This is a genomic window from Streptococcus sp. 2018037, assembly GCF_019754195.1.
Classification (GTDB): Bacteria; Bacillota; Bacilli; order Lactobacillales; family Streptococcaceae; genus Streptococcus; species Streptococcus hashimotonensis.
Genome location: NZ_JAIJZQ010000019.1, coordinates 14,879 through 27,228 on the forward strand (window position 1 = coordinate 14,879; position 12,350 = coordinate 27,228).

The 12,350-nt window shown below is 40.9% G+C and carries 10 protein-coding genes; 6 read left to right on the plus strand and 4 right to left on the minus strand.

Translation table 11 applies throughout. The annotated features are described in order from the left end of the window. Positions 1-30 precede the first annotated feature (30 nt). Complete coding sequence (locus K5Q29_RS07550) at positions 31-1,701, minus strand: formate--tetrahydrofolate ligase (protein ID WP_221877084.1); 1,671 nt, start codon at positions 1,699-1,701, stop codon at positions 31-33. A 299-nt stretch (positions 1,702-2,000) separates the two neighbouring features. Between K5Q29_RS07550 and K5Q29_RS07555 the strand changes: the two genes are divergently transcribed. The 5 genes from K5Q29_RS07555 to K5Q29_RS07575 all read left to right on the plus strand — a co-directional run bounded on the left by K5Q29_RS07555 (position 2,001) and on the right by K5Q29_RS07575 (position 7,235). Continuing rightward, entirely contained in the window at positions 2,001-2,696 is a 696-nt protein-coding gene (locus K5Q29_RS07555) for a phosphopantothenate--cysteine ligase (protein WP_161947075.1), read from the plus strand. Next, positions 2,689-3,237: a phosphopantothenoylcysteine decarboxylase gene (gene coaC / locus K5Q29_RS07560; protein ID WP_105153292.1), complete on the plus strand. Its 549-nt coding sequence runs from the start codon at positions 2,689-2,691 to the stop codon at positions 3,235-3,237. Before K5Q29_RS07555 ends, coaC begins: the two co-directional genes overlap by 8 nt. Then, entirely contained in the window at positions 3,224-3,793 is a 570-nt protein-coding gene (locus K5Q29_RS07565; protein WP_015646942.1) for an ECF transporter S component, read from the plus strand. The genes coaC and K5Q29_RS07565 overlap by 14 nt, the downstream gene beginning before the upstream one ends. Positions 3,794-3,883: 90 nt before the next feature. Beyond that, the gene (locus K5Q29_RS07570; RefSeq protein ID WP_172013824.1) at positions 3,884-5,602 is read left to right on the plus strand and encodes a phospho-sugar mutase; all 1,719 of its coding nucleotides are present in this window, start codon (positions 3,884-3,886) and stop codon (positions 5,600-5,602) included. 430 nt (positions 5,603-6,032) lie between these two features. Continuing rightward, positions 6,033-7,235, plus strand: a complete 1,203-nt coding sequence (locus tag K5Q29_RS07575; RefSeq protein WP_105153290.1) for an IS110 family transposase — start codon at positions 6,033-6,035, stop codon at positions 7,233-7,235. Positions 7,236-8,046: 811 nt separating this feature from the next. On the opposite strand, the gene K5Q29_RS07580 is transcribed toward K5Q29_RS07575, so the two are convergent. Further along, complete coding sequence (locus tag K5Q29_RS07580; RefSeq protein WP_105153288.1) at positions 8,047-8,658, minus strand: DUF3885 domain-containing protein; 612 nt, start codon at positions 8,656-8,658, stop codon at positions 8,047-8,049. A gap of 123 nt (positions 8,659-8,781) precedes the next feature. Here K5Q29_RS07580 and K5Q29_RS07585 point away from each other — a divergent pair, with 123 nt between their 5' ends. Further along, positions 8,782-9,657, plus strand: coding sequence for a CPBP family intramembrane glutamic endopeptidase (locus tag K5Q29_RS07585; protein WP_105153287.1), 876 nt, complete (start codon positions 8,782-8,784; stop codon positions 9,655-9,657). Positions 9,658-9,674: 17 nt separating this feature from the next. On the opposite strand, the gene K5Q29_RS07590 is transcribed toward K5Q29_RS07585, so the two are convergent. Together K5Q29_RS07590 and K5Q29_RS07595 are read right to left on the minus strand one after the other, a co-directional pair. Beyond that, a complete protein-coding gene (locus K5Q29_RS07590) occupies positions 9,675-10,511 on the minus strand; it encodes a DUF975 family protein (protein WP_105153286.1) in 837 nt (278 codons plus the stop codon). A 330-nt stretch (positions 10,512-10,841) separates the two neighbouring features. Then, positions 10,842-12,230 (minus strand): amino acid permease, encoded by a 1,389-nt coding sequence (locus tag K5Q29_RS07595; protein ID WP_105139192.1) that lies wholly within the window; start codon positions 12,228-12,230, stop codon positions 10,842-10,844. Positions 12,231-12,350 lie beyond the last annotated feature (120 nt).

Consider the following 12,350-nt stretch of genomic DNA (forward strand, 5'->3'; position numbering starts at 1 on the left):
CTTTGAGCGGATTTTTTATATTCATTCTTGTTAGAACAAGCCGATAGCTGTCCCATCTGCTGCCACGTCCATATTGAGGGCAGCAGGAGCTTTTGGCAAACCAGGCATGGTCATGACATCTCCAGTCAAGGCAACGATAAAGCCTGCACCTAATTTTGGCACAAATTCACGGACTGTAATGTCAAATCCTGTTGGTGCACCGAGGGCAAACTGATTATCTGAGAAGCTGTATTGGGTCTTGGCCATGCAGACTGGCAACTTATTCCAACCATTCTTAGCAAATTCAGCCAGCTGGTTACGAGCCTTCTTCTCAAAGACAACGCCTGTACCACCGTAGATTTGCGTAACAATCTTGGTCACTTTCTCTTCCAAGCTATCCTCAGCCTTGTAAAGACGTTGGTAATTTGCTGCTTGGTTATCAATAGTAGCAACAACTGTTTCAGCCAGTTCAACACCACCATCAGCGCCATTTGCCCAAACACTTGCCAACTCGACAGGTACGCCAATTTCAGCGCAAAGTTCTTTCAAAGCGGCAATTTCATCAGCTGTATCTGAGACGAATTCGTTGATAGCAACCACCGCTGGAATACCATATTTCTGAATATTTTCCACGTGGCGTTTCAAGTTAGAAAAACCAGCCTTGACTGCCTCTACATTTTCAGCAGAAAGTTCTGTCTTAGCTACACCACCGTGCATTTTAAGCGCACGCAGGGTCGCTACAATCACCACAGCATCAGGAGCCTTAGGCAAGTTCGGCACCTTAATGTCAAGGAACTTCTCTGCTCCAAGGTCAGCCCCGAAGCCTGCTTCTGTGACGGTATAGTCGGCCAATCGCAGAGCTGTTGTTGTTGCCAGGACTGAGTTGCAACCGTGGGCAATGTTAGCAAATGGACCACCATGGACAAAGGCTGGCGTGCCATAGATGGTTTGGACAAGGTTTGGTTTAATAGCGTCCTTCAAAATAAGGGTCAAAGCACCTTCCACCGCCAAATCACGCACGTAGACAGGACTGCGATCGAAACGATAACCGATAACAATATTTGCCAAACGTTCTTTCAAGTCATCGATGTCCGTCGCCAAGCACAAAATCGCCATGATTTCAGAAGCTACGGTAATATCGAATCCATCTTCACGAGGAATACCATTGAGTGGACCACCCAAGCCAACTGTCACCTTACGAAGGGCACGATCGTTGAGGTCCACAACACGTTTCCAGATAATACGACGTTGATCAATCCCAATCACATTCCCCTGATGGATATGGTTATCAATCAAGGCTGAAAGGGCGTTGTTTGCTGTGGTAATGGCATGCATGTCGCCTGTAAAATGCAAATTGATGTCTTCCATTGGCAAGACCTGAGCATAGCCACCACCTGCAGCTCCACCTTTGATCCCCATGGCAGGTCCCAAAGAAGGCTCACGGAGGGCAATCATGGTTTTCTTGCCAATTTTAGAAAGAGCATCTGCCAAACCGATAGTAATAGTCGACTTACCTTCACCAGCTGGCGTTGGGTTGATAGCTGTTACTAAAATCAACTTACCAGGCGCATTTTCCTTGACGGCATTGATTTTATCGAAAGACAATTTTGCCTTGTATTTTCCATAAAGTTCAATATCATCAAAGCTGATACCAACTTTTTCAACGATTTCTGTGATTGGTTTCAAGATTACACTTTGTGCAATTTCAATATCTGTTTTCATGAGAGCTCCTAATTTCCTTATTTTTTATGGACATTATACCATACCACAACTTATTTTCGCATATTTTTTACTATTTATTCACTAACGTACGGAATTTTCAGAAAAACTACAGGTTCCCTTACTTAAACAGATACAAATTTTTAAAAACTGTATTCTCATCATATCATAGCTCTACACTTCCGTCTAAGACTGATCCTTATATTTTTTATTAGTGTTATCATTTTCCAGTGTCACAGATTTATTAGCAAATGAGTTAGTGCAAACTTTACGAAAAATAGAAATTCTAGTAAAATATGAACATGAAACTATTGATTACATCAGGCGGAACAAGCGAAGCTATCGATCAAGTCCGCGCTATTACAAACCATGCTTCTGGAAATCTTGGAAAAACCATTGCCGAACAAGCCTTGAAACGTGGTCATGAAGTTACTCTTGTGACTACAAGACAGGCTGTCAAACCAAATTCTCAGAAGAATTTAACCATTATCGAAATCACAAATGTTGATAGTTTGAAAGAAACATTAGAACCTTTAGTCAAAACCCATCAGGCCCTGATTCATAGCATGGCTGTATCCGATTATACACCTGTTTATATGGCTGGTTTAGATGAAATAAGAGCAACTGAAGACATCTCTAGTCTACTAAAAAAACAGAATACAGAAAGTAAGATTTCATCCAAGGATGACTACCAAGTTCTTTTCTTGAAAAAAACTCCCAAGGTCATTTCCTATGTAAAAAAATGGAATCCAGCTATCACACTCTTTGGCTTCAAACTATTGGTTAATGTTCCTAAGGAGGAATTATTTGCCGTAGCTCGCCAAAGCATTGAACGAAATGGCGCTGATTATATACTTGCTAATGACTTGAAGGATATTGGAGAAAATCAACACATTGCCTATCTAGTTGATAAAACAAGGGAAATTCAAGCACAGACAAAAGATGAAATTGCTCAGCTCATTTTAAATACCCTAGAAAAAGGAGAACAAAATGGCTAATATCACACTTGCCGTTACTGGCTCTATTTCAGCCTATAAAGCAGCTGACCTAACCAGTCAATTTACCAAGCTCGGTCATCAGGTTACAGTCCTCATGAGTCGCTCTGCTATGGACTTCATCACACCTTTGACTCTCCAATCCTTATCAAAAAATCTGGTTCACACAGATGTCATGATTGAAGAAAATCCTACTCTTATCAAGCATATCGATATTGCCAAAGAAACAGACTTATTTTTACTTGCCCCTGCTTCTGCCAATACGATAGCTAAATTAGCTAATGGTATGGCTGACAACATTATTACGGCAACAGCTCTGGCTCTGCCAATTGGTACTAAAAAACTGCTGGCACCTGCTATGAATACTAACATGTACCTCAATCCTGCTACCCAGAAAAATATCAAAACCCTCATGGAGTATGGTTTTGAGGAAATCAAACCACGTGAAGCCCTGCTTGCTTGCGGCGACTTTGGTACAGGTGCTCTGGCCGAGATTGATGTGATTCTAAACAAAGTAATGGAGGTTCTAAATGAAAACAAATAAATCTAGGGACGTTGCAACTCTTGCAATATTTCTAACAATCATGATTGTCATTGAAGTGGTCAGTCAGATGATTTTTGCTAATTTTATCTTGCCAATAAAACCGACTATTACCCATATTCCCATCATCATCGCTTCCATTCTTTACGGTCCACGCTTAGGGGCACAACTGGGTGGTTTTATGGGAATAATGAGTATCATTCGCAATAGCATAATCATTTCACCGATGAGTTATGTTTTCTCTCCTTTCGTGGAACATGGAAACTTCAATTCTATCCTGATTGCCTTAGTTCCACGTATTTTAATCGGAGTTACACCATATTTTGTTTACAAATTGATGAAAAACAAAAAGGGGCTCCTACTAGCAGGTCTTACTGGTACCTTGACAAATACAATTTTTGTCTTGACTGGTATCTTCTTCCTATTTTCTAATGTATATGCTGGGGATATAAAATTGTTACTAGCTAGTATCGTCTCATTCAATTCTATTGCAGAATTAACCATCTCCGGTCTCTTAACCATAGCTATCGTTCCAGTTTTACAGAAAGTTCAAAAATAAATATCAGAAAATCACGTGAAAGCGTGATTTTTCTTTTCAAACATGGTATAATGAAAGCGTTTAATAGAAAAATTTTTAAGGAGATATGAGATGACTTATCAAGAAACCTATCAAACATGGCTCGACTTTGCAGGACTTCCAGACTATTTACGTGAAGAATTAGTCGCAATGGATGAAAAAACAAAAGAAGATGCCTTCTATACAAATCTTGAATTTGGTACAGCTGGTATGCGTGGTTATATTGGCGCTGGTACCAACCGCATCAACGTATTCGTCGTTCGTCAAGCTACTGAAGGTTTGGCAAAATTGGTAGAATCAAAAGGTGAAGAAGCTAAAAAACGTGGTGTTGCCATCGCTTACGACTCACGTCACTTCTCTCCAGAATTTGCCTTTGAATCAGCTCAAGTTTTGGCAGCGCATGGTATCAAATCTTATGTATTTGAAAGCCTTCGTCCAACTCCTGAGTTGTCATTTGCTGTTCGTCATTACAATGCCATCGCAGGTATCATGGTGACTGCCAGCCACAACCCGAAAGAATTTAACGGCTACAAGGTTTACGGTGAAGACGGCGGACAAATGCCACCAGCTGATGCAGATGCATTGACCAACTTCATCCGTGCCATCGACAATCCATTTGCAGTTGAATTGGCTGACCTTGAAACCAGCAAGGAAAATGGCTTGATTACAGTTCTTGGCGAAGAAACTGACCTTAAATATCTTGAAGAACTCAAAGACCTCAACATCAACCCTGAATTGATTGCTGAATACGGTAAAGACATGAAGATTGTCTACACACCACTTCATGGTACGGGTGAAATGTTGGCTCGTCGTGCCCTTGCACAGGCTGGTTTTGAGTCTGTCCAAGTTGTTGAAGCACAGGCAACTGCTGACCCTGACTTCTCTACTGTCGCTTCACCAAACCCAGAAAGCCAAGCTGCTTTTGCCCTTGCGGAAGAACTGGGCCGTGAAGTCGGTGCAGATGTCCTTCTTGCAACTGACCCTGATGCTGACCGTGTTGGTGTTGAAGTTCGTCAAGCTGACGGTTCATACTGGAACCTTTCTGGTAACCAAATCGGCGCTATCATTGCTAAATACATCCTTGAAGCCCACAAGCAAGCAGGCACACTTCCTGCAAACGCTGCCCTTGCTAAGTCAATCGTATCCACTGAGTTGGTAACTAAGATTGCTGAAAGCTACGGCGCTACCATGTTCAACGTCTTGACAGGTTTCAAATTCATTGCCGAAAAAATTCAAGAATTTGAAGAAAAACACAACTACACTTACATGTTTGGTTTTGAAGAAAGCTTTGGTTACCTTATCAAGCCATTTGTACGTGATAAAGACGCTATCCAAGCCGTTTTAATCGTTGCTGAGATTGCTGCCTACTACCGTTCACGTGGCATGACCTTGGCTGACGGTATCGATGAAATCTTCAAAGAATATGGCTACTTTGCTGAGAAAACAATCTCTGTTACCCTTTCTGGTAAAGACGGTGCAGAGCAAATCAAGGCAATCATGGCTAAATTCCGCGATAACTCACCTGCACAATTCAACGCAACTGACATCGCAGTCTTTGAAGACTTTGCACTTCAAACTAAGACAGACAAAGATGGAAATGTTGAAAAACTCACTACTCCTCCATCAGATGTCTTGAAATACACCTTGGCAGATGATTCTTGGTTTGCAGTTCGTCCTTCAGGAACAGAACCAAAAATCAAATTCTACATCGCAACAGTCGGTGAAACACTTGCTGAAGCAGAAGAAAAAATCGCTAATATCGAAAAAGAAATCAACGAATTTGTTGGGTAAGAATTAGAAAGTACAAGCCATTTCCTCCAGCGACGTCTAAAGACATTCGCTGAACTTCGTTCAAGTTAGTGCTATAATTACTTGACTAAAGCCCGTAACAACGGGCTTTTATCTTGCCATGGCTTCAAGCCAGTTTTTCTCTACGAGAAAAACCAGAAGGGAGTGAGAAAGAACTCATCTAATCAAAAACATACTAAGATTAGTAGTGAGGAAATCTCCGACGGGAGAAAGTACTCACTACTTTTTCTTTATGATAAAGTAGAGGTGTCTTGTTAAGTCGAGAACTCTTTTGACGCTAGACGTCGCATCAAAAACTGGCAAGGCACCTGTTTTAGAAAGAATGTTATCAAAGTATGTGGGACGCCAGACGTCGAGTATTGAAAATGACATCGCTAAAACAAGGAATCATTCAAGACAAAGAGGTAATATCATGCGAGTAGTTTTTGGGATTGATGTGAGTAAGGCAAGTTCAGAAGTAGCCATTCTAGTCAATGGTGAGAAAGTTCATGGCTATACCATATCCAATGACGCCATCGGCTTTGCTCGGCTACTTGGCGATTTGAAAACCGTCCACAAGCCAGAAATCATCTTTGAAGCAACAGGCGTCTATTCTCGTCGTCTTCAAGCTTTTCTGGATGAACATGGCTATGCTTATACACGGCTTAATCCCTTAGAAGCTAAGAAGCAACTGGATAGCTTGCGTGTGCGGAAAACAGATCAAATTGACGCCGAAAAACTAGCTCAATCTCAGTTTGTACTGAATCGTAAAACGACGTATGTCCAAGAAGAAGTCTACCAAAACTTGCGGGATCTCAGCCGTTTCTATCAGAATCTGACCGAGGACATCGTTCGAGCTAAAAACCGCCTGCACAAGGCCTTACAGGTCACTTTCCCTGAATTGGAAAATATCTTGTCAACACCAACTGGTGAACAATACTGGAACTTAGTTATAGCTTTTCCTTGTAAGGACTTCGTGCTTGAGTTAAGCAAGGATAAACTCTCAGAAAGCATTCGTCAATCCACTTCAAAACGGATTTCGGACAAGCGTGTGGCGTACTTAGCCGAGAAGCTGATAGCACTAGCTAATCAATCGTATTGTGCCGTCAAGAAAACCTCTCCAATACTTGAAGAGGTCCGTTACTATGCAAAAGAATTGCTTAGACTGTCTGAACAGAGACAGGCAGTCTTAGACGAAATGGTGGAACTAGCTCAGCCATTACCTGAATATGACATTCTGCTCTCTATTCCTGGAATAGCTGAGACTACTGCAACAAGTATTATTGGTGAACTGGGAGATATTCGCCGTTTTCAGTCTGCCAATCAAATCAATGCCTTTATCGGTATTGACCTGAGACACTATGAATCTGGTAACTTCCTCGCTAAGGAACACATTACCAAGCGTGGTAATCCCTACGCTAGAAAGATTCTGTTCAAATGCATTCACAATATCGCTTCAGCTAGTAACACCAATCCTTGCCATATCGCAGACTTTTATGAGAAACGAAAAAGACAATCGCAAACGACTTCAACGAAGCCGCACACGATTGCCTCCATACATCGTCTCATTCGGACAATGTATTACCTCATTATGCATAACAAACTTTACGATTACGCTTCAACCCAAAATCGGTAAAACTGTTTATGCTCTATCATTGTAACACCTTATCAAAAAATTTCAACATAAGGTGTTGGTTTTGTATGCACTTTTTACACTAAACTTTAGTCCAAAATAAAACAATTTCCTTATTTTGACTATTGAACTCAAAATATTTTTCGTCAAATACCTTGATAGGCTTGACAAATGGTAGAAAAAGAGTTCGTCAACAAGTCCTTATTTCCAGTTGTTGAGCTGAAACAGTCTATTCCCAGACATCAATTTATGTGAGCTGACTGCCGTCAGCTTATATCTCCCACTTTAAAAGGTCTCCCAGACCTTTTAAACTCCCACCCCCGCATAGCTCCAACAGTCAGAGTAGTGACTGTTGGAGGTTGGAGATAGAGCGAACAAGGTTCGTTACAAAAAGGTTCAGTGAACCTTTTGAGGTTGGAAATAGAGCGAACTTTGTTCGCAACAGTCGTAATGGTCAGATTTGGAGTGTAAAACACGAATTGCTGAGATTTGCTTCGCAAATCCTATCTCCAACCTTTAACAGTCCACTGGACTGTTAAACCCAATCAACCACTGCGCTGAGATGTTGACGCGAACTCTGAGAAGTGGCTTTGGACTTTTTGCCCAGCCTCGTTTTTTGATGAGAAAGTTTTACTTTCCATCAAAAATGAAGTTGCCACCTCCCAAAATAGATTTCCGCCCCACTTTTGGAACTTTTCTACTGTTCTATTCTACCATATTTTCCACAGGTTTTACTGTGGATTTTTTTGAACCTGTATTCACTTGTGAAGTACTTTTATCTAAGAGATGGTATATCACCTTTAGTAATGGTTTCCTACCCCCTCACCCTTCTCTCCATCTCCTCCATATCATAGTCCAAAAGGAGGTCATGGCAGTCTGTAAAGAGCTCCAAACGTTTGTCATCAGCTAAAACAGCAATATCAACTCCCCGATCATCGTAGCAATGATAGATGATATTGTCCTGACTAGATAGGAAGAGAACTGAACTTGATAGATAGTTAAAACCTCCATGGTCGGCTTTGACAATCTCCCTCAACAAAGCGTTTAGGTCCTGGTCGGTAACTAGAAAGAGATAGCGCTCAAAGACTAGCACATCTCCCGTCAAATCCTCCACTTCTATCAACTCAGGCTCAGGAAGCTTGTCGAAGTTAAATTTCGATGAAAAATGCCAGAGGTAGGTGTCTATATCCCTATCTTCCTGTCGAAGGAGCGAAAGGAGCACATAGTCGTATTCTGAACTAGCCTGCTCAAAAAGTTCTACTGCACGTGCATAGGCTCTTTCAAGATAGATTGCTCTTGGTAATTCTTCTGCTTCATCTGCAGGCCCAATTTCAAATCTAAGCGCAAGAGGTGTCCCGTAAAAAAATGGACCCACTAATTGATTATCTTTCAGTTGGAAGGACCTCAGCCATTGATTCAATTCCATATACTATTCTCCTTATATAGCTTTGTACTATTCTACCATATACTAGGAAATTAGGTCTAGTCTTCTTTGGAAAAATATGGTAGAATAGTGAACTAGTAAAGTATATTATAAAAAGGAGGTCCCATGAAAACCGAATTTATTAATGAGAAAGCTCAATCAGCTTTCAATCTCAACATCCTCACCTCTCCTATTGTAGCTACTATTTTGTTGATAGTGGGAGATTCACTAGGAGCGGTTATTCTTACTCCAGTAACCTTTTTACTCCCAGTTAGCGAAACCCTTTCTGTAAGTTTTGAACTGTTCGCCTTCGCTTTTATCAGTCTGATGGTCATTTTATGGGCACGGTATATTGAAAAAAGCCCGTGGGCAGGACTTGGTTTTACCAAAAAAGGGGCGGGAAAAGATTTTCTACTAGGTTGGGGAATCGGAGCTGCAATGCTGACCACTTGCACACTCATCATGTGGGGATTAGGCGCGATTGAATTTACAAGCATCCAGTTCTCTACAAAATTAGTCGGAGAATTTATTATCCTTATCCTTGCCTGGTCTATCCAGGGTACGGCAGAAGAAATTCTAACAAGAGGATGGATGTTCTCATCACTTTCAGCTAAACACAATATTCCTATTGGTATCATTGTTTCTTCCCTCTTCTTCACATTTCTCCACCTCGGAAACAATGCTATTTCACTCATTCCAATTTTGGATTTAACCCTATTTGCCGTTCTTGCCTGCCTCATTATGCTCAAAACAAGAAACATTTGGGTGATTGGTGGCTTACACGCTGCGTGGAACTGTTTCCAAGGGAATGTTTTTGCTTTCCCAGTCAGCGGCACCGATGCTGGTCAAGCCTTTGTTCAAATCGGTATCACTGGTCCTGAGTGGCTATCTGGTGGAAAGTTTGGTGTAGAAGGCTCCGTCATCAGCTTGCTTGTCCAAGGAATAATGATTTCCTGGTTGGTTTACGACCTCTATTTCAAGCCCAAAACAAGCTCCCTATAATCATAAAAGACTGTTAGCTACTCTACAGCTGACAGTCTTTGTTTTTTCAATTTTTCGTAGAAAATAGTCCTAGATAAATGATAGTAAGGAGTCACAAAAAAAGATAACAGACGAAGGGTCAATAATTCCCCAATAAACCAACCTAAAAAGGATAAATCTAACCAAATACGTTGCCAATAGTTCCCTTTCATCAAGAAACGACTTTCCCTAAATACAGCCAAGGGACCAGTATAACTAGCATTATCCAAATGGTCATACAAGACAAAAACAACCTGTGAGTAGGTATAGTAGACAAAAAGGTAAATAATCATTCCTAGCAGGAAAATCGGAGCCCCTATCTTCATTAATTGACTAGGCTGATGAACTGCCAGCTCTGCCATTGCCCCCGGAGATAAGACCATCAAACTACTCATTGTGAAGCCTTTAATAAATAAAGCAGCCCCTAAATTAGCTGGAAGTCCAGCTATAAAAAGAAGCAAATAATAATAAAGAAAAGTGGTACAGATAGGCTTCTTCCATTCTGTCTTTAAAAATGAAAAACTATCTTTTAAAGAAAACTCCTGTCTATCCCCTCTCAACAATTCCAATAAATGAAAACAGGACAGACCGATGAACAGCTGTAACAGCAGAGCGAAGCCTAACTCACCTAAATAAGTCAACCTGATTGAAGAAACCAATCGCCCTTCCACAAAAGCACTGTTTTGACGGAGCTCTAGAAATGTTAGTAGGCGAAAAATTGTTACTGGTACAGCATAAACAATAGATAGCAAAATGGAGGGCAAAAATAGTAGTGTTGTACCTCTTGTCCGCTCGCGAGTCATCATCGCTCTTGATACTATATCACTCGTCATCATCACAATTCCCCTCCAATTTTCTCTCCTTATTTATGAAGTCACGTCGCAAATATTCTATCAACACCGGACTACTTTACCATCCTACTATTAGTATAAAACTTTATCCATTAATTTTCCAGAACATCTCTTAAAAACAGGAAAGTCCCTCCAAAATACGAAGGGATTCCTAATAATTTGTTATCACCATACTCCCTAGGCTACTGTGGATACGCTCCTCCTTTAATATATCTGCATCATTATATATATTATACTATTTTATTTTTAAGTTTTCCATTATTTCTATAAAAAAATTGTACAAAAAAATCCCTTCAAATAAAGAAGGGAAATCTATTATTTGGCTTCCGAATGACGATAACCATAACAGAAGTAAATCAAAATTCCAATGACCAAGGATACTCCGAATGCTATCCAAGTATCTAAACTATATTGGAACATAAATGAAAGACAAATGATAATCGAGAGGATAGGCAACAAGGGAACAAGAGGTGTTTTAAATTGTCCATCTTTTGGCAAACCTTCGACTTGACGCAGACGAATAATACCCAGCGCCAGCATGATCAAATAAGCTAAGGTACAGATATTGAGGAAGGAAGCAATACTTGCTAGTGGGAAAATACCTGCACAAATGGCTGCAAAAATCCCCACAAGAATGGTCGCATTTTTAGGAACCTTGCTTGTTTGTGTCAATCGGCTCAATGATTTCGGTAGCAAACCATCACGACTGATGGAATAGACCATTCTCGACAAGGCGTAGGTCATCGAAATACATACTGTAATCAATGTTAGGATTGCTACAATAGAAATATAACTCGCTGCCCAATCCAATCCAACTTCTCGAAGTGCAAAGGCAACCGCATCTGCTACATTCAACTTAGTATAGTGAACCATACCAGTCAAGACTAATGTCACTACGACATAAAGAATTGTTACAATGGATAGAGACAACACGATTCCCTTTGGTACATTCTTCTCAGGTTTTTTCACCTCATCAATCGCTAATGAAATAGACTCAAATCCCAGGAAGGCAAAGAACATGAGAGACGCTCCCGCCATAATTCCCGCCTGTCCACCATAAATGGCACCAAAACCAAAAGGAGAGAAGTTCGACCAGTTTTCTGGTTTGATAAAGAATAACCCTACTAAAATAAATAACGCCAACGCTGAAAATTTCAAAACTACCAAGGCTGAATTGAAACGAAGAGCTGCCTTAGAATTAAGCAAGACCACTCCTACTACGAAAATTAAGACGATAACTGGTAAGAGGTCTACATAGGTACCAGCAGCGGGGTTAAAAGTTCCGCTCAGAGCTGTTGGCATAGCAATACCAAAATTAGCTAGGAGTCCTTTCAAATAAGCTCCCCAACCAGATGCAACGCTCGATACAGCAGTCAAGAATTCCATGATCGTCAGCCAGCCAGCAATCCAGGCAGGAAATTCACCAAAAACCGAGTAGAGATAACCATAGGCACCACCGTTAGTCGGTATACGAGAGGCAAATTCTGCGTAAAACAAAGCTGTTAGTCCGACTGAAATTGCTGCAATAACAATTGAGATGATCAGAGCTGGACCTGCATACTGGGCTGCTGCCAAACCAGTTACCGTAAAGATACCTGTTCCAACCATCGAACCGATACCTAAAAATATCAAATCAACCAAGCCTAAATGCCGACGCATTTGACTATTGCGACCGACTGCTTGTTTTTTTCTAAATAAACTCACAAAATACTCCTTCAGAATAAAAATATGGATACTCGACAGAACAAGCTACCGATTCCTGTCAGAGAACCACAACGCCCCATTATACCATAAGTTGAAATATTTCGCATGGGTGATGACAAA

Bases quoted from the DNA above. Each gene is read 5' to 3' on its own strand.
- K5Q29_RS07570 (WP_172013824.1), top strand. From the start codon at position 3,884: ATGACTTATCAAGAAACCTATCAAACATGGCTCGACTTTGCAGGACTT.
- K5Q29_RS07575 (WP_105153290.1), top strand. From the start codon at position 6,033: ATGCGAGTAGTTTTTGGGATTGATGTGAGTAAGGCAAGTTCAGAAGTA.
- K5Q29_RS07555 (WP_161947075.1), top strand. From the start codon at position 2,001: ATGAAACTATTGATTACATCAGGCGGAACAAGCGAAGCTATCGATCAA.
- K5Q29_RS07590 (WP_105153286.1), bottom strand. From the start codon at position 10,511: ATGATGACGAGTGATATAGTATCAAGAGCGATGATGACTCGCGAGCGG.
- K5Q29_RS07585 (WP_105153287.1), top strand. From the start codon at position 8,782: ATGAAAACCGAATTTATTAATGAGAAAGCTCAATCAGCTTTCAATCTC.
- K5Q29_RS07565 (WP_015646942.1), top strand. From the start codon at position 3,224: ATGAAAACAAATAAATCTAGGGACGTTGCAACTCTTGCAATATTTCTA.
- K5Q29_RS07550 (WP_221877084.1), bottom strand. From the start codon at position 1,701: ATGAAAACAGATATTGAAATTGCACAAAGTGTAATCTTGAAACCAATC.
- K5Q29_RS07580 (WP_105153288.1), bottom strand. From the start codon at position 8,658: ATGGAATTGAATCAATGGCTGAGGTCCTTCCAACTGAAAGATAATCAA.
- coaC (WP_105153292.1), top strand. From the start codon at position 2,689: ATGGCTAATATCACACTTGCCGTTACTGGCTCTATTTCAGCCTATAAA.